The sequence below is a fragment of the Sphingomonas glaciei genome, assembly GCF_023380025.1.
GTDB classification, from domain to species: domain Bacteria; phylum Pseudomonadota; class Alphaproteobacteria; order Sphingomonadales; family Sphingomonadaceae; genus Sphingomicrobium; species Sphingomicrobium glaciei.
Genome location: NZ_CP097253.1, coordinates 1,374,762 through 1,394,767 on the forward strand (window position 1 = coordinate 1,374,762; position 20,006 = coordinate 1,394,767).

Sequence of the window (20,006 nt, forward strand, 5' to 3'; positions counted from 1 at the left end):
GGACCTCGTTTGGCTGCTATCCGGCGCGTTCGGTCGTCAGCCAGTTCACCGCACCTTTGCAGCGCGAGGATCATGCCCTTACCCGCACCACCGACGAATCTGTTAAAAGACTCCGTCCTCTTTCTGGACTTCGACGGGACGCTCGTGCCGATTGCCGAACGCCCCGACGCGATTACCGTAGACCCCGACCTTCTTCCTCTGCTTGAGCGGCTTTGCGACAAGCTCGAAGGACGCCTCGTCCTTGTCAGCGGGCGGGCGACGGCCGACGTCAGGCGATGGCTGGGGTCCGACCGGCTGAGGGTCGTCGGAAGCCACGGGCTGGAACGCGATGGGGTCGAAATACGCCGGTCTGCCGCACTGGACGAATGCATGCCCTTTCTCCACGAAGTGGAGACGCAGCACGCCGGCGTGATCGTCGAGGAGAAGCCGTTCGGGGCGGCGATCCATTTCCGCAATGCCCCGGAGGCCGAGACGGCCTGCCGGGTGGCGGCGCTCCATGTCGCCGCGAGCGCCGACATGCGCGTGCTGCCGGGCAAGATGGTGTTCGAGATCAAGCCCGCCAATGGAAACAAGGGAACAGCCATCGTGGCGATGATGACCGAGCCCGAACTCGCAAAGCGCCGGGCACTATTCCTCGGTGACGACATTACCGATGAATTTGGCTTCGTCGCCGTCCGCGGTCTGGGCGGCGCAGGAATTCTGGTCGGGGACGAACGGGAGACGGCAGCGACTTACCGGTTGGGGGGTGTCGACCAAGTGCATCGCTGGCTCGCCGAGGCATGCGAGGAACTGCCATGACCACGCTCGATCTCTGGCCGATCGGCAACTGCCAGGTCAGCGCCCTCGTCGACCGGACGGGTGCGATGGTCTGGGCGTGCGTCCCCCGGGTCGACGGCGACCCGCTCTTTTCCAGTCTCCTCGGCGGTGAGCAGCCAGCGCAGGGACAGTGGGCCATCGACCTCGATGGGGAGGTCGAGGTCGAGCAATCCTACCAGCGCAACACGCCGATCCTCGTCACCCGCAAGACGGACGCAGTCGGCAATGCGATCGAGATCGTTGACTTCTGTCCGCGCTTCCAGCGGCTCGGACGCACCTATCGCCCGGCCGCCTTCGTGCGCCTGGTCCTCCCGGTGAGCGGCAGCCCGCGCATCCGCGTTCGGCTGCGCCCGACGCAGAACTGGGGCGAGGCGGCCGAGCCGTTGCCCGGCGGATCAAACCACATCCGCTACGACCTCCCCGCCCTCCCGATGCGGCTGACGACCGACGCCCCGGTGACGCTGGTGCGGGAAGAACGGCTGTTTCGGCTAGAACGGCCACTGGTCTTCTTCATGGGCCCCGACGAGCCGTTCACCGACGACCTGTCGCGCGCCGCCAACGAGATGCTGCGAAGTACGTCGGCCGAGTGGCAGGAATGGGTGCGCGGCCTTGCGACACCGGTCGAATGGCAGGAGGCGGTGATCCGCGCCGCCATCACCCTCAAGCTCTGCCAGCATGAGGAGACCGGAGCGATCGTCGCCGCGCTGACGACCTCGATCCCGGAGCATGCCGGATCGCAACGCAACTGGGACTATCGTTACTGCTGGATCCGCGACGCCTATTACACCGTCCAGGCATTGAACCGGCTGGGCGCGCTCGACGTCCTCGAAGGCTATCTCAGCTACCTGCGCAACATCGTCGATGAGGCGAAGGGCGGACACATTCAGCCCTTGTATGGCCTGAGCGGCGAGGCCCGGCTCGAGGAGCGGATGGAGGGAGGCCTTGCCGGCTATCGCGGCATGGGACCGGTGCGGGTCGGCAACCAGGCTTACGAGCAAGTGCAGCACGATGCCTACGGCCAGATCGTCCTGTCCAACGTACAGGCCTTTTTCGACCAGCGCCTTTTCCGAATGGCGACCGCGGAAGACTTTGCGGCGCTAGAAAAGGTCGGGGATCGCGCTTTCGAATTGTTTGACCAGCCCGACGCCGGGCTGTGGGAGCTTCGCACCCGCAAGCATGTCCATACCTATTCGGCGGCAATGTGCTGGGCGGCCTGCGATCGTCTGGCGCATGCGGCCGAAGCACTCGGGCTCGATGACAAGGCCACCCACTGGTCGGATCGAGCCGACCACGTCCGCGCCCGGATCGAACAGGCGGCGTGGCGCGAAGACACTCAGCGGATCTCGGCGACCTTCGAAGGCGACGACCTCGACGCCAGCCTGATCCAGTTGCTCGACCTGCGCTTTTTCACCCCCGACGATCCGCGCTTCAGCGGAACGCTGAAAGCCGTCGAGGAAGGGCTGCGGCGCGGATCGCACATGCTCCGATACGCCACCGAAGACGATTTCGGCCTGCCCGAAACGGCCTTCAATGTCTGCACCTTCTGGCTGATTGAGGCGCTCCAGGCGACCGGGCGGGAGGCTGACGCGCGGGTCCTGTTCGAGGAAATGCTCTCGCGCCGCACCGGCGCCGGGCTTCTGTCGGAGGATATCGATCCGCAGACCGGCGAGTTGTGGGGCAACTACCCGCAGACCTATTCGCTGGTCGGCACCATCAATTGCGCTGTCCTCCTCAGCAAACCCTGGAGCTCGGTCCGATGAGCCGCCTTATCGTCATCTCCAATCGGGTGTCCGCGGCGACCGGCGGAGCGACCGGCGCGCAGGGCGGCCTCTCGGTCGCGCTGACCTCCGCGCTGCGCGAAAGCGGCGGCCTGTGGTTCGGCTGGTCGGGCAATGTCACCGAGGAATTTTCCGGTCAGATCAGCTTCCACCGCGAGGACGGGGTCACCACCGCGACGGTCGACCTCGAGGAACAGGACGTCGAGGAATACTATAACGGCTACGCCAATCGCACCCTGTGGCCCTTATTTCATTACCGCGTCGATCTCGCCGAATACCGCCGCGGATTTGCCGACGGATATCAGCGTACGAACGAGCGCTTTGCCGAGACGGTGTTTCCCCTGATCGAACCCGACGACATGGTCTGGGTGCAGGATTATCACATGATCCCGCTCGGCCAGGAGCTGCGCAAGCGCGGGTGCGACAATCGCATCGGCTTCTTCCTGCACACGCCGTGGCCACCGCGCCGTCTGCTCCTGACCCTGCCCGAAGCCTCGGATCTGGTCGCGACGCTATTCGCCTATGACGTCATCGGCTTTCATACCGACGAGTGGCTGCAATCGTTCGTGGAATTCGTCGTGTTCGAAAGCGGCGGTGTCTACGAGGACGGCATCCTCAAGCTCGAAGGGCGGCAGATCCGCCTGATCATCTGTCCGATCGGGATCGACAGCGACGAATTCGCCACGCTGGCCACGGGGAAAACGGCGCAGCAGACCTTCCGCCAGATGCGCGAAAGCGCGAATGGCCGGGCGATGATCGTCGGCGTCGACCGGCTGGACTATTCCAAGGGACTGGAAGAGCGCTTCCTCGGCTACGAGCGTTTCCTGGTGGAAAGCCCCGAAGAGCGGAAGGAGGTCTTCCTGCTTCAGATCGCGCCGCCGTCGCGGGGAACGGTGGAAAGCTACAAGCGCATCCGCAGCACGCTGGAGGGACTGTCGGGCCGTATCAACGGGGCCCATGCCGACCTCGACTGGGTACCCATCCGGTACGTCAATCAGGGCTATCCTCGCGCTGTCTTGGCCGGCGTCTACCGGGCCGCCCGGATCGCGCTGGTGACCCCGATCCGCGACGGCATGAACCTGGTCGCCAAGGAGTTCGTCGCGGCGCAGGACCCCGAAGATCCCGGCGTCCTTATCCTGTCACGCTTCGCCGGTGCCGCCGTGCAATTGACCGAGGCCCTGCTGATCAACCCCTACAGCGCCGAAGAGATGGCGGACGCGATCCGCACAGCGCTGGCCATGCCCAAGGCCGAGCGCATCCGCCGCTGGCAGGCGATGTTCGAAGTGGTCTGCCAGCAGGACGTGCTCTGGTGGCGAGTCCGGTTCACCGATGCCCTCACGCAAGGCCATGGCACTTGAAGCTTGCTGTCCGGCGCGTCGGCATTCTGCGGAGTGGCCAATAACTCCGGAGTTGGTGCAGCCGTGAGATGCTCCTCTTGAGCAGCCACCGTTCCTGAAGCATTGCGCCGCAAGTTCAGCGACTTCGGCCGGGTTTCTGGCTTGCCCTCTTCGCCACGCCGCCTGTAGGTTCGGTGATCCTTCGCCCGGCTGCCGGGCCGGTTAGGAGTGGTTCACATGGCTAAGTTCGTCGGCACCTCCGGTAATGATGTCATCGACGGCACGAGTGGCAATGACGTGATCGAAGGCGGCCGTGGCGACGACCGGCTCTCCGGCGATAGCGGGACGGACCACATCGAAGGCGGGGACGGCGCAGACCTCATCGATGGCGGCGATGGCGGGGATTTTCTGTACAGCGCCTACGGCATGTCCTCGCCGATCATCGAATTTGTCGACGGCGCCTACCGACTATCGAGCACGGCCCGCTTCGACACGGGCACCGAGCATGATGTCTTGATCGGCGGGACGGGATGGGACCATTTGTTCGTCGGCTACGGCGATGACGCTGCGGGGGGAGACGGCGGCTATCAAGGTCCGGTCGGTCCCTTCTACCCCGACATCGACTCACTCAACATCAGCTTCATGGGTGCGTCGTCGGGGATGACCGTCGACTTCACCACCATCAACCAGACCATCGCCGGTGGGGTCATCAGCGGATTCGAAAAGGTTGCCGCGATCCAGGGGACCGGCTTCGACGATGACATCAACGCCGGAAGCACCGGTGAGGTGATCCTCGGCATGGGCGGCAATGATCGTATCCGCATCAGCGCCGAAACGCGCTACGCGGACGGCGGCGACGGCGACGATGTGCTCGATGGAAGCAACGTTCTTTTGTCCACCTACACCGGCACAACCATTGCCGGCGGCGCTGGAAACGACACCGTGCTTGGCGCACGCCTCGGCGGATTCACGGTATTCGGCGGTGACGGCGACGACCGCATTTTCGTCAAGGGCACCGTCCATGGTGGAAACGGTAACGATCATATCGAGTCCGATAATGCAACCATCTACGGCGACGCGGGCGACGACTACATCACCTACGCGGGTGAAGGCGGAAGCCTGCGTGTTGCTGGTGGTAGCGGGGCCGACACGATCATCGGTTCGCGTTCCGAAGATTATCTCTCCACGGGCGACGCGATAGAATTCACCCGCGCTCTTGGGGGGTTGGACACGGCCGTTCCGCTAGACGATCTCGGATCCGAGCATGATGTCATCAGGGCAGACGGTGGCAACGACGTCGTCTCAGGCGGCAGTGGCGACGATCTCGATGGTGGTGCCGGCATCGACCGATTGCGGCTTTCGCTCGGAGCGCAGACGACGGGTGTCGTGTTCGATGCCAATAGCATTGCCAATGGCCAGGCTGCCGTAATCCTTGGCGGGACCATTCAGGGCTTTGAAGAGCTGAGCTACCTGCGAACGTCCGACTATGACGACACTATCACGCTGGCGAGCCAGACGGGGACGGATCCCTACCGCAATTTTGCGCGCGACCTGCCGATTGAAGTTTATGCCGGCGGAGGAAACGACGTCATCACCGCCGGCGGCACGATTGCCAATGTTCGTGGCGAAGCCGGCGACGATCGCTTCGTCAGCGGCAGGGCTCCCGATTATTTCGACGGCGGCACAGGTTCGGACACGATCGATTATTCGGCCTACGATCTCGACGCCACGGTCTCGCTTGTTGCTGGCACCGGAGCCGATGGCGATCTATTCGTCAGCGTCGAGAATGCGATTGGCTCGGTGTACGACGATAGGCTGGTCGGGAGCGCCGTCGCCAACAGGCTGAGCGGTGGCGCCGGGCGCGACCTGCTGGACGGCGGGAGCGGAGACGACGAACTCGACGGCGGTTCGGGCAATGACGTCCTGATCGGCGGGCTCGGCGCCGATCGGCTGATCGGCGGGAGCGGCAATGACGAGTTCCGCGACACGATCGTCGGCCATTCGGGCGACCTGATCGTCGACTTCGAGGCCGGCGATTCGATCGTCTTCACCGACGCGTCACTGGCGACCTTCACTTACTCGGTGACGGGCAACACCCTCAGCTTTGCCGGGAGCTCGCTGACCCTTGGCGGATCGGCATCGAAGAGCTTCGTCGCCAGCGCCGTCGCCGGGGGCGGGGTCAAGCTGACGCTGGCCGCACCGGGCCAGCCGACCCCCTTCTTCCAGGCGGCGGGCAGCCCGCTTGTCGCCAATTTCAACCCGGCCAACGGCTGGGCGACGCAGACCGCCACTCCGCGCCAATTCGCCGACGTCAACGGTGACGGGCGCGCCGACCTGCTTGGCTTTGGCAGCGCCGGGCTGCTGGTATCCTACAGTTCGGCCAGCGGCAGCTACGGCCAGCCGGGACTGGTGATCGCCGACTTCGGGCGGGCCACCGGCTGGACCGACGACAATCTCTTTCACCGTCTTGCCGCTGACGTGAATGGCGACGGCCGGGCTGACATCGTCGGCTTCGGCAAGGCGGGTACGCTAGTCTCGCTAGCCAGGGCCGACGGCGGCTTTGCCGCGGTCCAGTTCGCGCTCGGCGACCTCGGCACGAACCAGGGCTGGACCAGTCAGACCGCCTTTGCCCGTCTTGCGGGAGACGTGGACGGCGACGGCAAGGCCGATCTGGTCGGCTTCGGCGCTGCCGGGGTGCTGGTGGCGCTGAGCAAGGGCAACGGCAGCTTCGAAGAAGTAGCCGCCGGACTGTCGAACTTCGGGGTCGCCCAGGGCTGGGTCGACCAGGACAAGCAGACCCGTGCGCTGGCCGACGTCAATGGCGACGGCAGCGACGACCTGATCGGCTTCGGCACCGCGGGCACCTACGTGGCCTTGTCCAACGGCGACGGGACCTTCGCTGCCGCAAAGTTGGTGCTGAGCGAGTTCGGCGCCGACCAGGGTTGGGTCTCGAACGACGCCCGCCCCCGCCTGGTCGGGGACGTCAACGGCGACGGCATCGCCGACATCGTCGGCTTCGGGCAAGCCGGAGTGGTCGTTGCGCTCGGTACAGGCGATGGCGGGTTCGCGCCGGGCCGCCCCGACGTGGCCGACTTCGGCACCGCACAGGGCTGGCGATCGGACGACGTGCAGCATCGCGCGCTGGCCGACATCAACGGCGATGGCTATCTCGATATCGTCGGGATCGGTACTGCGGGCGTTCTCGTCGGGCTCAACGCCTTTGGCCTCGTCGCCTGACGCGCACGGCGGCGGCGGGTAGGTCGATCAGCTGCTGCCTTCTCCCCTGCAGGAGAAGATGACTGAAGACGTCGGAGCGTCGTTGATGGGATCAGGCGGCGGAGAGGGTGGGATTCGAACTGGACGAGCCTCGCTCTCTACGTGATCTAGGGCAAGTGCGTGGCGCTCTCTTGCGATGCCCCCGCCAATGCCCCCAATATAGCTCCCACCCTCATTCTGCGTATCGAGCCTGAGGTGGCGGCAATGCGGCTCGTAGGATCAGGCATTGGTTTGATAAGCCCTGACGTCTGAAAGGACCCACTTGCTGACGTTCAGGGCAGCCTGCCTGCCGCCCGTAAGCGGACGATCGTTCATCAAGGCAGGGGCGGCCGGAAAGACCCACTTGCTGACGTTCAGGGCAGCCTCGCTCAAGCCCGTAAGCAGACGCTCGTTAATGTGCGCCCTAGGGCTGAAATTGGCCGTCAGGAGACCGTCCGGTTTTCGCGGCAAAGCATGGGAAGCGGCCGCTCGTTCAGCTGCCGGACTTATGTCCGTTTTCGACCCGTTGCGGACATAGCGCTGGGCTGCGACACCTCCCTGATGACCTTGATCGCTTACCTTGCAGCTGCGCTCGCCGAGATCGCCGGATGCTTCGCTTTTTGGGCCTGGCTGCGGCTCGACAAATCAGTCTGGTGGCTGGCCCCCGGCACAGCGAGCCTTTGCCTCTTCGCTTATCTGCTCACCCTTGTGGATGCGGAACACGCCGGTCGCACCTACGCTGCGTATGGCGGAGTATACATCCTTTCGGCATTGCTCTGGCTATGGGTAGCGGAGGACGTGAAGCCTGACCGTTGGGATGCAATCGGCGCGGCGGTTTGCCTTCTGGGTGCTGCGATAATCCTTTTGGGACCAAGGCCAAGCTGATGTCCGCTTTGGGTGCAAAGCGGTCTTCCTGCCATGGCTGCTTTTCGTTGAGACGTGAGCAAGCCGGCCATCTGGATTGGCTTGGTTGCCGCCCTTGCAGAAACCTAATAGGCCGCACTGAGGCTCCTATGATGGCGCGAGGTCAACGACGATGACTCCTGAACAGAGCCGCCGTTATGCGATCATAACTGCGGCACTGATCGTGCTTGGTTTCCTAGTTGCTTTCGTTCTCGGCCTGCAACGGCGAGGTTGGTGATGCAAACGGCTTCCTGTCCCGCGCGTTTCACCTAGAGCCCTAATCTAGTGCCCCATCATACGCCCCTGATCGCCACCATAGTTGCAGCTCTCGTAACCGCCTTCATCATGGGAGCGCTGGCGCAACGCCTACGCATCTCACCGATTGCAGGTTACCTGCTGGCTGGAGTCCTCGTTGGACCCTTTACACCGGGCTTCGTTGCCGATGCAGACCTTGCTGCGGAGTTGGCCGAAATCGGCGTAATCCTCCTGATGTTCGGGGTAGGCTTACACTTTTCATTCCGAGACCTGCTGTCGGTCAGGAAAATCGCTGTTCCTGGAGCCGTGGCGCAAATTGCGGCCGCTACTGCCATGGGCATGGCCCTTGCCTGGTGGCTGGGCTGGAGCCCCCTTGCTGGCTTCGTGTTTGGTCTCGCACTTTCGGTAGCCAGCACCGTTGTTCTGCTACGTGCCTTGGAGAGCCGGAACCTGGTTCAGACTGAGCGGGGTCGAATTGCCGTCGGTTGGCTGATCGTCGAGGATCTCGCGATGGTTCTGGCACTGGTGCTTCTGCCGGGTCTTGCGGCAGCTACGCAATCTCAGGGCACAGCCAGCGACATCGCCTTCACGCTTGTCAGCACGCTGTTCAAGGTTGCCGGCTTTGTTGTTCTTATGCTGGTCGTCGGTCGCCGCGTCATTCCCTGGGCGCTGCACTGGGTCGTGCACACCGGTTCCCGCGAACTGTTCCGCTTGGCGGTTCTGGCTATCGCACTTGGAGTCGCAGGTGCAGCCGCATTCCTCTTCGGCGTGTCCTTCGCACTTGGCGCATTCTTCGCGGGCATGATCCTTGGCGAGACCCAGCTCAGTCGCCGGGCCGCTGAAGAGACCCTTCCGCTCCGTGACGCGTTCGCGGTGTTGTTCTTCGTGTCGGTGGGCATGCTCTTCGACCCGGCAGTCGTGGTCGAACAGCCCCTTCCGCTACTTGCAACCGTGGCAATCATCGTTTTCGGCAAGACCGTCGCTGCCTTCGCGCTGGTTCGGGCATTTGGCCACGACAACCGCACTGCACTGACTGTGGCCGCCAGCCTTGCGCAGATCGGCGAATTCTCGTTCATCCTCGCTGCCCTTGGGACAAGCCTAGCGATCCTCCCCGCAGAGGGCAGAGATCTAATCCTGGCCGGTGCGATCATCTCGATCCTGCTCCATCCCCTCGTATTCACGCTGGTGTCCGGCCAAGCGACCAGCAAAGCGCCCCCGACCGAGAAGCAACGGGTCACGATCGAAGAAGAGCGGGAAGAGGCTCGCGCTGACCATATCATCCTGGTCGGTTATGGACGCGTCGGTAAGCTCGTTGCCGCCGGATTTCGAGAACGTCAGTGCGGCTTCGTGGTCATCGAGGATGAGCCCGACGTCGCGCGCGAAGCGGAAGCGGACGGCCTCACGGTCATTCGCGGCAACGCCACGGCACGCGACGTCCTCGCCACTGCCGGCATTGATCAAGCACGATTGCTCTTCCTAGCCATTCCAGAAGGCTTCGAGGCCGGTGCCGTCGCTGAGCGAGCCAAGCGCCTCCAGCCTGAGTTGAAGATCATCGCGCGGGCGCATTCCGATGAAGAGGTTCTGTATCTTGAACGCTTCGGTGCCGATCAGGTCATCATGGGAGAGCGAGAAATCGCCCGCGTGATGCTGAAAGCGCTCACGTAATCAGGACACCCAAGGAGGTTAACTTCCCATGCGCCGAGGCAATCCTCAATGCATTGAAGGGATGACGCCATAGGGTTTTTGCGCCCGAACGATCATTGCAGCGGTAACTAGGCACGTGCAGTCATTGCCAGCCGAACTAGATCGGAAAGCGTCTTTGCCTGCATCTTGAGCATGACGTTGGCGCGATAGACTTCAACGGTCCGGGCGCTGATGCCGAGGTCATAGGCGATGACCTTGTTGGCCGCGCCGGCGACCAGCGCGTCCATGACTTCACGTTCTCGGCCCGATAGGGTGGCGATGCGGTCGAGTATGGCTTGGCGTTCGGCCTGTGCAACCTGCCCTTCGGCTTGCTGGGCAAGAGCTTTCCGGATGGCGGATAGAAGGAGTTCGTCGTCGAAAGGCTTCTCGATGAAGTCGCTGACGCCGACCTTCATCGCTTGAATAGCTAGCGGCACGTCGGCGTGGCCGGTGATCATCAGTACTGGGACAGTGGCGCCGCGCCGTTTCAGTTCCTCGGCGAGTTCCATCCCGCTGGTACCTGGCATGCGGACGTCGGTGACGAGGCAGGCGCCGACAAGCGGCGGCCAAGCACGGAGGAAGGCGTCGGCCGAAGCAAAGGAGCGAACCTTGATGCCGGCACAATCGAGGAGGAATTCAAGCGAGTCTCGCGCACCTTGATCGTCGTCGACGACGTAGACGATGGCGTCAGCGTCCTCACTCGTCATGATGCAAATCCTCTTCACGAACGCGCTGCAGGGTAAAACCAAACTCCGCGCCTCCGCCATCGCGCGGCAATGCCCAGATGCGCCCGCCATGCGCCTCTACGATGGTTCGCGATATCGACAGGCCGACACCCATGCCGGTTCTCTTGGTGGTGATGAAGGGCTGAAACAAGCGATCTGCGACTTCGGGGTCGATACCCGGACCGCTGTCGGACACCGTGACGCGTGCCACCTCCGCATCGGCGGGTTCGATTGCAATGATCAGGTCGCGCTCGGGTGCCGAACGTTCGGACATGGCATCGACAGCATTGCGGACGAGATTGAGTACCACTTGCTGGATCTGCACCTTATCGGCGAGCACTAGGTCGACATCCGGCGCGAACGCATAGCGCACTTTGATGCCATGCTCCTTCGCGCCGACCAGCGCGAGGGCACTCGCCTCCTCGACCAGCTTGGGGAGGCTTTCGATGGTGCGCTCGGTCTCGCCTCGAGCAACGAAGTCGCGCAGGCGCCGGATGATGTCGCCGGCGCGGAGGGCCTCGCCGGCGGCCCGATCAACCGCATCGGCGACCCTAGCCTGCGGGACCTCGTCGCGGGCGAGGAGCATCCGGCTGCCCTTTAAGTAATTGGCGATGGCTGACAGCGGCTGGTTAAGCTCATGCGCGAGCGCGGAGGCCATCTCCCCGAGCGCCGTCAGCCGGGACACATGGACCAGCTCGTTCTGCAGTTCCTGGAGCCTGGCCTCGGCCTGCTGGCGCTCGGTCAGGTCGCGGATGAAACCGGTGAAGAAGCGCTCGCCACCAGCTTTCATCTCCCCAACCGAAAGCTCGAGCGGGAAGGTCGATCCATCCTTGCGCTCGCCGACAACGACCCGTCCGATGCCGATGATGCGCTTTTCGCCCGTGTCATAGTAGCGGGCGAGATAGCCGCCGTGTGCGGCACGGTGTGGTTCGGGCATCAGCAGGCTGACGTCCCGCCCTGTCACTTCGGCAGCGCTCCACCCAAACGTGCGCTCGGCAGCGGCGCTGAAGTCGCGGATTTGCCCCGCCTCGTCGATCACGACCATGGCGTCCGGCACTGTGTCAAGGATGGAGCGGAGGTGCGCCTCGCGCCGCGCTAGGCTCGCGGCGGCGGCTTCCGTTTCCCCCCGGGCTCGCTGAAACCACTCGCCCCCGGTCGCCACGGCCAGTCCAATGACGATGAAGGCAGCAGACGCGATCAGGGTGCCGCCGGAGATTGGACCTGTCAGCCAGTCGCACCACAGGCCCGCGAGCGCGCCGATGAGCGCTGCCAAGGCACCGGCCCTGACCCCGGACAAGGCGCTCGCCACCACCACGCCGGGCACGAAGAAGATGAAGGTGGCCCGCTGCCCGAGCTCGTCGGCGAACAGCAGTCGGATTGCCACCGCGCCACCAATTGCCACCAACGCAATGACGAGCGCCACCGGCACTGACAGTCGCGGCAGGAACCGGCTGGCGAAGAGCGCCGAGCGCGCCTCCGGTAAAGCCCTTAGGGGCAGTCCCGTAGGGACATCATCCAAATCGCGTCGCTCCCATCAGGCGCCTAGTGCCCACCTATCGGCGGCACGACAGACCATAAAGCCGCGAGTTGGAGAAGTTTCCATGACTGCACCGTTCATCGACCTCAGTGTCCACCATCAACCTAAGGGCGTGTCGGACCGGATTGCATACGGCTTCACGAAAGTGCTCCGCTGGACCGCCGACACCTTTTTCGCCGAGCGGTACGGCCACCGTGCAGTCGTTCTAGAAACGGTTGCGGCGGTTCCGGGAATGGTCGGCGCGACCATCAACCATCTCGCCTGCCTGCGCCGCATGTGCGACGATAAGGGCTGGATCAAGACGCTCATGGACGAAGCCGAAAATGAGCGCATGCACTTGATGACCTTTATCGAGATTTCCAAGCCCACGGTTTTCGAGCGGGCGGTGATCATCGGGGTGCAGTGGGTCTTCTACCTGTTCTTCTTCGCGCTCTACCTCGTCAGCTCCAAGACCGCGCACCGGGTGGTCGGTTACTTCGAGGAGGAAGCGGTGATTAGCTACACCCACTATCTCGCCGAAATCGACGAAGGCCGCAGCGAGAACGTGCCGGCACCCGAGATTGCCAAGCGCTACTGGAGCCTGCCGGATACGGCGACCCTGCGCGACGTGGTCCTGGTAGTCCGGGCCGACGAAGCCCACCACCGCGACGTCAACCATGGCTTCGCCAACGAGATCGCTGGCCTGCCGGTGGGGAAGATCGCCGAATGCCCGCCGCACGCCGAGCTACAGCCGAACTGGAAGCAGGCGGCCTGATACAACGACCAACGGGAGGACAGGGCATGCTGCAGACGCCAGAGATCCATCTCTTCGTCGCCGATGCGGCAGTCCTGTCCTCGCTCGAATTCGCTCTTGCCGTTCAGGGCTTCCGAGCCCTGGACGGCTCCTTGCCCGATGACGACCTCTCCACCGCGGCGGCGATCGTCATTGATGCGGCAACGGTACCGACCGCGCTTCAGCTTCTGCAAAGACTGCGCTGCCAAGGCTGCTTTACCCCCGCCTTGTTTCTTGTCACCAATCCGACAAGGCGAGACCGGAAGCAGGCGCAGGCAAAAGGCGTCGTCATTGTCGAAAAACCCCTTCTTGGTGATGATGTAAGCCGGGAGCTCCACCATCTCCTCAAGCTCGAAAAGGCCGCCTGACATGACCGATCACGTCGTCACTGAGCAGGACATCGCCCGCCTTGTCCCGGAGTTCTACGCGCGGGTCCGAAGAGATGCCCTGCTCGGCCCCATCTTCGATGGCGCCATCGACGACTGGCCGCACCATCTCGCCAAATTGCAGGACTTCTGGTCGTCGGTGATGCTGACCAGTGGCCGCTACAAAGGTCAGCCCATGGTCGCCCATGTCCGGCACGAGCAGCAGATGAGCAAGGAAGCCTTTGCGCGCTGGCTGACGATCTGGGCCGAGACCAGCCGCGAGCTACTGTCCGAAGAGGTCGCCGCCGCTTTTCAGGACCGCGCCGCGCGGATCGCGGAAAGCCTGCAACTCGGCATCCAGTTCTATCGCGATCGGAGGGCGGCATGAACGCGCTCCCGAGCGGGCTCGAAGCGTACAAACGCACTCCGCTCTTCACAGAAGAAACGGTGCCAGCGGGCCTGCTGAAGGATCATTCCACTAAAGACGGGACGTGGGGGCTGATCCACGTCGAGGAAGGATGCCTACGTTACGTCGTTACGGACCCAGCCCGTCCCCCGTCGACCGTGGACCTCGAGCCCGAAGGACCAGCAGGCGTGGTCGAGCCTACCATCGTCCACCGTGTCGAGCCTCTCGGTCCCGTGAGATTCTGGGTCGAGTTCTGGCGGTGACTAGCTCCGTGACTGCAAGATCTTAGCTGAGCGCAGAAACGCTGCAATCATTGAGCTTTGGCGCAATTACACGCTTGAGCTTCGCCCAGCTTGGTGCCCCTCGTGCGGCGAGCCGAACTGCACAGCTCAGGACTTCGCTGGACTCACCTGATATTAAAGCAGATTATTGTCCTAACGGCAGAGTCGCCACCATTCTTGCTTGGGGAAGCGAAGATGGAAGACCTCGAATACCTGCGTACGCGCCTGCGCGAAGAGAGCGAAGCAGCAAGACACTCCACGCAGGCTCGCGTGCGGCTTCGGCATCTCGAGCTTGCTGCTGCTTACGAGTTCCGCATCTCATCGATCATCCGCATGTCGAGCCCGCACATGCCGGTGCTCCATGCGATCTAGGCGTGTTTAGGATGAAGGGTGAGACTGCGGAGCAAGTCGCCGAGCGGATCCGGTCCATCGCTTCCTCGATGAGCGAGAAGGGCGATGCCGCCGAGATCGTGCGCTATGCCGATTGGCTCGTAGGGCGACGGCCTGGTGGTTCGAGCAGCGAGCCGCCCGCCTTCGGGTCATGGCCAGCCAACTCTGCGAAAGCGCCTACCGACGAGCCCTAACCCTGGTCACCGATCAGGTTGCCGCCGATCCATTCCAGTGTCGCCAATTCCTGCGTGCAGCTAGTCGCACGATCGTCGCCACGGTCACGAGACCGCCAGAAATAATGGTAGCAAGACGGATGAGGTCCTGCTCATCGCCTGCAGCCGCGTGAATGCCTGCGAGGGCCCACAGGAAGACAGCCGCATACCAAGGGTTGCCTCGACCCGGCCACAGCGTTGCAGCGGCAATCAGCCCGCCGACGATCACGACAGCCGCTGCAGCCAACCCCGCGTCGTCCAGGGTGAGGCCATGATATTTCAGGCTGGCGCTTACGTTCACGATCGTGGCTGCGGTCAGCCATGCCGCAAGAGCGCTGAGCGGGAGCGCGACGAGATACTTCTCGCCGACGGAAAGTGAGCCTGGATCGACAAGAGCCCTGAACACCGAGAGCAGGCAAAGAAGCGTGAATATGATGATTAGCGAGGAGAGCACGTCCAGTCCCGACAATTGCGCGTACAATGCCCACATGGCGTTGCCGAAAAACGCTCCAGCACTTGCCCAGCCGATCCGCGCAAGAAGCATGTTCTGCTTCTGCGAGGGCAGGATTTGGTAGATTGCGTAAGCGAAGCTGCCCGCGAAGAGCGGTCCCCAGATGGAGAACGCCCAACCGGCGGGCGTGATGAGCGTCCGGACGCGGTCGGACTGTTCACCGATCGGATCACCGACACCAATCACCGGCAGGGAGGAGAAGGCAACCTGAAGGATCGCACCAAGCAGGATCGCGCCACGCTGAAGAAGGCTACGGTAGATGTTTCCCCCTTTCACTGCAGTAGCAGTTTCTGTAATCCGCTCGCCACGCAATGGCGCGGTTGCTGGGCGATGCGCGTCATGACCTGGGCCTCTTCGGCGATGTGCCTGGACAGCAGCGCGGCAAGCGCCCCGCCGCCCGTAAGTGTGATACCGTCTTCCAGGATGTCTTCCGACAATTCTGGCGGGGTCTCGCTGAGAGCCTGCCGAACCGCGCGCCCGATCTGCTCGACCAGCTTGATCCAGACCGGCCGGCACTCTTCAGCGGAAAGCGTCAGGGTCTGCGGAAGGCCCGTGGAGGTGTCGAGGCCGCGCACGGAAACGACTGCATCCGTTTCACCAGCCCCGAAGAGCTCGGAAAGCCGCAGCTTGAACTTCTCGGCTTCACGCTCGCCGATCTGGAAGCGATGATGAAAGGCCAGATGATCGAGCAAAGCCTGGTCGAGCGCATCTCCACCGCCGCGCACCGATTTGCTGAGGCAGATCGATCCTAAGGAGATAACGGCGACTTCGGTCGTGCCGGCACCGCAGTCCACCACCATGCGGCCTCTCGCCTGATCGACGTCGAGCCCGGCCCCGATCGCCGCCAGCAGTGGCTCCGGAACCAGCTTTGGCGCACCGAAGCCTGCATCGACCGCCGCAGTCTCAAGCGCTCGCTGCTCGCTTTGCGTCGCGTCCGCCGGCACCCCGATGATGGGCTGAACAAGGTTCAGCCCACGGCGCTTGCCGATTGAACGCCGCGCGAAGTGCAGCAGCTCACGCGTCGCCCGCATGTCGCTCAGCACGCCGTTGCGAAGCGGGCGGACGATCTTCAGCGGCTTGGAAATGCGGCCGACGTATCGGCTGGCTTCGTAACCGGCGGCGATCAAACGCGGCGCAGCATCGAAGCCCTGGAAGCAGCACACGGTTGGTTGATCGAAGACGATCCCGTTACCTGCTGCGACCACGATCGTGTTGGCCGTTCCAAGATCGATGCCGATCGGCGAGGTGGAGCGTGCGTTGAAGAACATGGCTTAGGCGTAGCACATGGTACCTGCGCACCAAGGATAACATTTCCTAGCAGCGGCTCTATGCCGCCATATCAAAACTATCGGCGCGCGCGAGCTTCCATGCGGCGCTGTAGAAATCGCGATTGTGATCGTCCCTCAGCAGTTCGCCGTCCTCAAGGAAGATGTGGAGCTGCGAGAACATCCGGATCTCGGTCAGGCTGACCCGGCGGACCAGATGATGTGGGCCGATCTGGCTAGGGTGCTCAAGCCCAGCCGCAGCAAGCATGTCGGCAAGGGCGCTCAGCGTGTTGCGATGAAAGTTGAAAACGCGTTCCGCCTTCTCGGGAACTACCAGCGCTCGCTGCCGGAGAGGGTCCTGAGTCGCGACGCCGACGGGACAACGGTTGGTGTGACAGGACAAGGATTGGATGCAGCCGATCGCGAACATGAATCCCCGCCCAGCATTGGTCCAATCGGCGCCAAGCGCCATGACGGCAGCGATGTCGAAGGCACTGACGATTTTGCCGGCGGCTCCCACTTTGATCTTCTCGCGCAGGCTCGCTCCCACCAGCGTGTTGTGCACGAACAGCAGGCTTTCGCGCATCGGCATGCCGAGGTGGTCGGCGAACTCGAGAGGTGCAGCGCCAGTGCCGCCCTCGGCGCCATCGACCACGATGTAGTCGGGTAGAATGCCGGTGGCGCGCATCGCCTTGACGATGCCCATGAACTCCCATGGCTGCCCGACACAAAGCTTGAAGCCAACCGGCTTGCCACCGGAAAGCCGTCGAAGCTGTCCGATAAATTCCATCATTTCCGTCGGTGTGGAAAAGGCCCTGTGTCGCGCCGGCGAGATACAATCCTCACCCTCGGGAACGCCACGAGTAAGGGCGATCTCAGGCGTGACCTTGCTGCCGGGCAAGATACCACCGTGCCCCGGTTTAGCCCCTTGGCTCAGCTTGATCTCGATCATCTTGACCTGTGGATCGGCAGCCTGCTCGGCAAAGCGTCCAGCATCAAAGTTGCCGTCTGCCGTCCGGCACCCGAAATAGCCGCTTCCGATTTCCCAGATGAGATCGCCGCCATGTTCGCGATGATAAGGGCTGATGCTGCCTTCACCGGTGTCGTGGGCGAACTCGCCGAGCTTCGCGCCTTTGTTCAGCGCTTGGATCGCATTGGCACTGAGCGAGCCGAAGCTCATTGCCGAGATGTTGAAGATGGAAGCGAGGTATGGCTGCTTGCAATCGTCTCCGCCGATCAGCGTGCGAAAGATCGCCGGATCCGCGGCGTTGGCCGGACGCGTCGAGTGCGCGATGAACTCGTACCCATTGTCATAGACATCGACGAGCGTGCCGAACGCCCGGTCGCTGCTTTCATTCTTGGCTCGGGCATAGACAAGGCTTCGCTGTGCACGGGAGAACGGCACCTTGGCCTGATCATCCTCGATCAGATATTGGCGGATTTCAGGCCGGATCTCCTCGAAGAACCACCTCATCCGTCCGATAATCGGATAGTTGCGGCGCACCGAATGCACCGGCTGCATCAGGTCGTGAACGCCAAGGGCGCTGAGCGCCACGGCGACGACGAACATCGGAACGGCCCAGACGGCAGGCAAGTAAGCGCCAGAGACCAGCAGCGCGACGAGACTTAAGCCGAAGACGGTGAAGCGGGTAAGAAGCAATGGTTTCTCCATGCGGCACGCCTCCTCGAAGGAAGCGTAGCTGGCGCTCGGGAATTGAAAAGGTGCGTAATCGCCGAATCAGGCGGGAGGCGGCGAAGGCGGCAGATTGTCGTTCGCGGAACAAGCCACCGACCCGCCGCTAGTACCGAACACCGCCTGATGCCTCGGCGACAAAGTGTCCGCTAGCGGCGGCCTCGGGATGTTGAAACAATCTGCCAGGCTTCTCAGCAACGATCGCTCGGTCGGCCGTCGTGCGATCGAGACGCTGATGGAAGGGAAATGGCGAAGCTCGGCCGCGCAAGCTTCCGACAAGCACACTACCGTGCCTTTCCAGCAGGTCCTTTCGATCAAGCTGGCAAGCTAGACGACCTGCCTTCGGCGAGTGAACCAGAACACCGTCCACGCCCGAGTTGCCAGCTAGCAGCAGATCAGCGCCTTCGACGCACGGCTCAGTTTCGTAAACGGGTACGTGCATGGCATCGAAGCCTCGTCTAGAGAGATAGCCTGCGAAGTCGCCGGCTGGCTCGAGCGCACCGAAGTGGATGACCCGCGAACCGGATGTCGCCGAACGGAGAGCCAGCGTTTGCAAATCTGCCACCGCGCCCCCGGCGGAACGCCCTTCCAAATAGCCGCTCCGGCGCACCGCTGCTGCCGTGGTATCGCCTACGGCAAGCACGGGGACATCGGCCCATTCGCTATCGAAGGGGTGATGACGCACCCCGTGCACGCTGATGAATGCCAGCATTTCGGGGCGTGCCAGAGCCTTCTCGCAAGGCAATTGCCGCACCTCCAGCAAGGGAACCGTGATCACGTGGAAACTCATCCCCCGCAGCCGTTGGGCCGTGAGGAGGTCATAGGGTGCCGAACGCGTCACCCAGATCGAGGGAGGCTGCTTTCTCATGACTGCCGCTCAGGCACTTGCTTGAGGCGCCGGCTATGCTGCCGGGCGCGTTATTCGAGTGCGCGAGCGCGCGGGTAGATACGGCCTTCCAGCCCTTCGAAGGCAGGGTCAGAAGTGAAGAAGCGAAAGCCGCCGGTCACCCGAACGGCGACCCCAACGACATGACGATCGGCTTCGACCGCAAAACGGTCAGTCACGGCACTCTCCCGGAGGCTGTAGATAAACTTCTGCCGTCCCGCAGCGAACTGATGCTTGGAGAAGGCGAAGTCAGCCGAAGCTACGCGGAGCAGGCTGCAAGGCGCCGAATGATCGTGTCGCTTCGGCGGACACGATCAGGCGCCTAGGAGCGTGCGGTGCTGCTGCCGGGATGAAGCTCGGAACGGTCGAGGGTGAAAGTGCGAGCCATTGCTCGGCTCATCTGGACCTCCTGCAACGGAAGTCAATGGCGCCGCCCCAGCGAAGCGACGCAGGCAGTCAGATGGAGACGGGGTAACCGGTGAAGACCTTAGGCTTGCTCATGGTGACGTGGGTGATCACCCGCTCAATGGCTAGGTCGGCGCTGGTGAGATGCTCGGCCAACTTCGTCCAGGCGTTCATGTCGGGCACCGCCACCTTGAGCAGATAGTCATAGGCGCCGGTGACGTGCGTCGCTTCGACGATGGCCGGTATGTCCTGGATGGCTCGCTCAAACGCGGCGAGTTCCTGCGGCCGATGATCCTTGAGCGTGATCTCTGCAAAGATGACCAGCCCGACCGCCAAGGCGAATGGGTCGACGCGGGCGTGATAGCCCCGGATCACGCCTCGCTCCTCAAGCCGCCGTACCCTCACCAGACAGGCACTGGGCGAGAGCGCCACCCGTTCGGCGAGCGCCTGATTGGAGAGGCGCCCATCTGCCTGCAAGGCAGCAAGGATCCTCCGGTCAATCCGATCGAGCGCAGAAGCTTCGGTCATGGG

Annotated in this window: 19 protein-coding genes; 12 read left to right on the top strand and 7 right to left on the bottom strand. The window is 63.1% G+C overall.

Annotation, left to right across the window (positions count from 1 at the left end; translation table 11 throughout):
* Positions 1–72: 72 nt before the first annotated feature.
* The 6 genes from otsB to ybaL all read left to right on the top strand — a co-directional run bounded on the left by otsB (position 73) and on the right by ybaL (position 10,009).
* Positions 73–798 carry a trehalose-phosphatase gene (gene otsB / locus M1K48_RS06770; RefSeq protein ID WP_249505078.1) on the top strand — a complete coding sequence of 242 codons (726 nt, stop codon included), beginning with the start codon at positions 73–75 and terminating at the stop codon, positions 796–798.
* On the top strand, positions 795–2,576 hold the full coding sequence (locus M1K48_RS06775) for a glycoside hydrolase family 15 protein (RefSeq protein ID WP_249505079.1): 1,782 nt from the start codon (positions 795–797) through the stop codon (positions 2,574–2,576). Before otsB ends, M1K48_RS06775 begins: the two co-directional genes overlap by 4 nt.
* On the top strand, positions 2,573–3,952 hold the full coding sequence (locus M1K48_RS06780) for an alpha,alpha-trehalose-phosphate synthase (UDP-forming) (RefSeq protein ID WP_249505080.1): 1,380 nt from the start codon (positions 2,573–2,575) through the stop codon (positions 3,950–3,952). Before M1K48_RS06775 ends, M1K48_RS06780 begins: the two co-directional genes overlap by 4 nt.
* 216 nt (positions 3,953–4,168) lie before the next feature.
* On the top strand, positions 4,169–7,168 hold the full coding sequence (locus M1K48_RS06785) for an FG-GAP-like repeat-containing protein (protein WP_249505081.1): 3,000 nt from the start codon (positions 4,169–4,171) through the stop codon (positions 7,166–7,168).
* 579 nt (positions 7,169–7,747) lie between these two features.
* Positions 7,748–8,071, top strand: a complete 324-nt coding sequence (locus M1K48_RS06790) for a YnfA family protein (RefSeq protein WP_249505082.1) — start codon at positions 7,748–7,750, stop codon at positions 8,069–8,071.
* 303 nt (positions 8,072–8,374) lie between these two features.
* The gene (gene ybaL, locus M1K48_RS06795; RefSeq protein ID WP_249505083.1) at positions 8,375–10,009 is read left to right on the top strand and encodes a YbaL family putative K(+) efflux transporter; all 1,635 of its coding nucleotides are present in this window, start codon (positions 8,375–8,377) and stop codon (positions 10,007–10,009) included.
* 107 nt (positions 10,010–10,116) lie between these two features.
* Here ybaL and fixJ read toward each other — a convergent pair whose 3' ends face one another.
* Entirely contained in the window at positions 10,117–10,734 is a 618-nt protein-coding gene (gene fixJ, locus M1K48_RS06800) for a response regulator FixJ (protein WP_249505084.1), read from the bottom strand.
* On the bottom strand, positions 10,724–12,175 hold the full coding sequence (locus tag M1K48_RS06805) for a sensor histidine kinase (RefSeq protein WP_406697299.1): 1,452 nt from the start codon (positions 12,173–12,175) through the stop codon (positions 10,724–10,726). The genes fixJ and M1K48_RS06805 overlap by 11 nt, the downstream gene beginning before the upstream one ends.
* A 178-nt stretch (positions 12,176–12,353) precedes the next feature.
* On the opposite strand from M1K48_RS06805, the gene M1K48_RS06810 reads away from it, so the two are divergent.
* From M1K48_RS06810 to M1K48_RS06830, 5 genes are all read left to right on the top strand, one after another.
* Complete coding sequence (locus M1K48_RS06810) at positions 12,354–13,043, top strand: alternative oxidase (protein ID WP_249505085.1); 690 nt, start codon at positions 12,354–12,356, stop codon at positions 13,041–13,043.
* Positions 13,044–13,069: 26 nt separating this feature from the next.
* Positions 13,070–13,429, top strand: a complete 360-nt coding sequence (locus M1K48_RS06815; protein WP_249505086.1) for a histidine kinase — start codon at positions 13,070–13,072, stop codon at positions 13,427–13,429.
* Between the two features lies 1 nt (position 13,430).
* Positions 13,431–13,814, top strand: a complete 384-nt coding sequence (locus M1K48_RS06820) for a group III truncated hemoglobin (RefSeq protein WP_249505087.1) — start codon at positions 13,431–13,433, stop codon at positions 13,812–13,814.
* Positions 13,811–14,095: a DUF1971 domain-containing protein gene (locus tag M1K48_RS06825; protein ID WP_249505088.1), complete on the top strand. Its 285-nt coding sequence runs from the start codon at positions 13,811–13,813 to the stop codon at positions 14,093–14,095. Before M1K48_RS06820 ends, M1K48_RS06825 begins: the two co-directional genes overlap by 4 nt.
* A 213-nt stretch (positions 14,096–14,308) precedes the next feature.
* Positions 14,309–14,485 (top strand): hypothetical protein, encoded by a 177-nt coding sequence (locus tag M1K48_RS06830; protein WP_249505089.1) that lies wholly within the window; start codon positions 14,309–14,311, stop codon positions 14,483–14,485.
* 225 nt (positions 14,486–14,710) lie between these two features.
* Here M1K48_RS06830 and M1K48_RS06835 read toward each other — a convergent pair whose 3' ends face one another.
* The 4 genes from M1K48_RS06835 to M1K48_RS06850 all read right to left on the bottom strand — a co-directional run bounded on the left by M1K48_RS06835 (position 14,711) and on the right by M1K48_RS06850 (position 19,052).
* Positions 14,711–15,502 carry a hypothetical protein gene (locus tag M1K48_RS06835; protein WP_249505090.1) on the bottom strand — a complete coding sequence of 264 codons (792 nt, stop codon included), beginning with the start codon at positions 15,500–15,502 and terminating at the stop codon, positions 14,711–14,713.
* A complete protein-coding gene (locus M1K48_RS06840; RefSeq protein WP_249505091.1) occupies positions 15,499–16,494 on the bottom strand; it encodes a rod shape-determining protein in 996 nt (331 codons plus the stop codon). The genes M1K48_RS06835 and M1K48_RS06840 overlap by 4 nt, the downstream gene beginning before the upstream one ends.
* Positions 16,495–16,552: 58 nt before the next feature.
* A complete protein-coding gene (locus M1K48_RS06845) occupies positions 16,553–18,163 on the bottom strand; it encodes an FMN-binding glutamate synthase family protein (protein WP_249505092.1) in 1,611 nt (536 codons plus the stop codon).
* 127 nt (positions 18,164–18,290) lie between these two features.
* On the bottom strand, positions 18,291–19,052 hold the full coding sequence (locus tag M1K48_RS06850) for a uroporphyrinogen-III synthase (protein ID WP_257794175.1): 762 nt from the start codon (positions 19,050–19,052) through the stop codon (positions 18,291–18,293).
* 35 nt (positions 19,053–19,087) lie between these two features.
* Between M1K48_RS06850 and M1K48_RS06855 the strand changes: the two genes are divergently transcribed.
* Positions 19,088–19,396, top strand: coding sequence for a hypothetical protein (locus tag M1K48_RS06855; protein WP_249505094.1), 309 nt, complete (start codon positions 19,088–19,090; stop codon positions 19,394–19,396).
* A gap of 130 nt (positions 19,397–19,526) precedes the next feature.
* Here M1K48_RS06855 and M1K48_RS06860 read toward each other — a convergent pair whose 3' ends face one another.
* Complete coding sequence (locus tag M1K48_RS06860) at positions 19,527–20,003, bottom strand: Lrp/AsnC family transcriptional regulator (protein WP_249505095.1); 477 nt, start codon at positions 20,001–20,003, stop codon at positions 19,527–19,529.
* Positions 20,004–20,006: the final 3 nt, after the last annotated feature.

Bases quoted from the DNA above. Each gene is read 5' to 3' on its own strand.
- otsB (WP_249505078.1), top strand. From the start codon at position 73: ATGCCCTTACCCGCACCACCGACGAATCTGTTAAAAGACTCCGTCCTC.
- M1K48_RS06775 (WP_249505079.1), top strand. From the start codon at position 795: ATGACCACGCTCGATCTCTGGCCGATCGGCAACTGCCAGGTCAGCGCC.
- M1K48_RS06780 (WP_249505080.1), top strand. From the start codon at position 2,573: ATGAGCCGCCTTATCGTCATCTCCAATCGGGTGTCCGCGGCGACCGGC.
- M1K48_RS06785 (WP_249505081.1), top strand. From the start codon at position 4,169: ATGGCTAAGTTCGTCGGCACCTCCGGTAATGATGTCATCGACGGCACG.
- M1K48_RS06790 (WP_249505082.1), top strand. From the start codon at position 7,748: ATGACCTTGATCGCTTACCTTGCAGCTGCGCTCGCCGAGATCGCCGGA.
- fixJ (WP_249505084.1), bottom strand. From the start codon at position 10,734: ATGACGAGTGAGGACGCTGACGCCATCGTCTACGTCGTCGACGACGAT.
- M1K48_RS06810 (WP_249505085.1), top strand. From the start codon at position 12,354: ATGACTGCACCGTTCATCGACCTCAGTGTCCACCATCAACCTAAGGGC.
- M1K48_RS06815 (WP_249505086.1), top strand. From the start codon at position 13,070: ATGCTGCAGACGCCAGAGATCCATCTCTTCGTCGCCGATGCGGCAGTC.
- M1K48_RS06820 (WP_249505087.1), top strand. From the start codon at position 13,431: ATGACCGATCACGTCGTCACTGAGCAGGACATCGCCCGCCTTGTCCCG.
- M1K48_RS06825 (WP_249505088.1), top strand. From the start codon at position 13,811: ATGAACGCGCTCCCGAGCGGGCTCGAAGCGTACAAACGCACTCCGCTC.
- M1K48_RS06830 (WP_249505089.1), top strand. From the start codon at position 14,309: ATGGAAGACCTCGAATACCTGCGTACGCGCCTGCGCGAAGAGAGCGAA.
- M1K48_RS06840 (WP_249505091.1), bottom strand. From the start codon at position 16,494: ATGTTCTTCAACGCACGCTCCACCTCGCCGATCGGCATCGATCTTGGA.
- M1K48_RS06845 (WP_249505092.1), bottom strand. From the start codon at position 18,163: ATGGAGAAACCATTGCTTCTTACCCGCTTCACCGTCTTCGGCTTAAGT.
- M1K48_RS06850 (WP_257794175.1), bottom strand. From the start codon at position 19,052: ATGAGAAAGCAGCCTCCCTCGATCTGGGTGACGCGTTCGGCACCCTAT.
- M1K48_RS06855 (WP_249505094.1), top strand. From the start codon at position 19,088: ATGCTGCCGGGCGCGTTATTCGAGTGCGCGAGCGCGCGGGTAGATACG.
- M1K48_RS06860 (WP_249505095.1), bottom strand. From the start codon at position 20,003: ATGACCGAAGCTTCTGCGCTCGATCGGATTGACCGGAGGATCCTTGCT.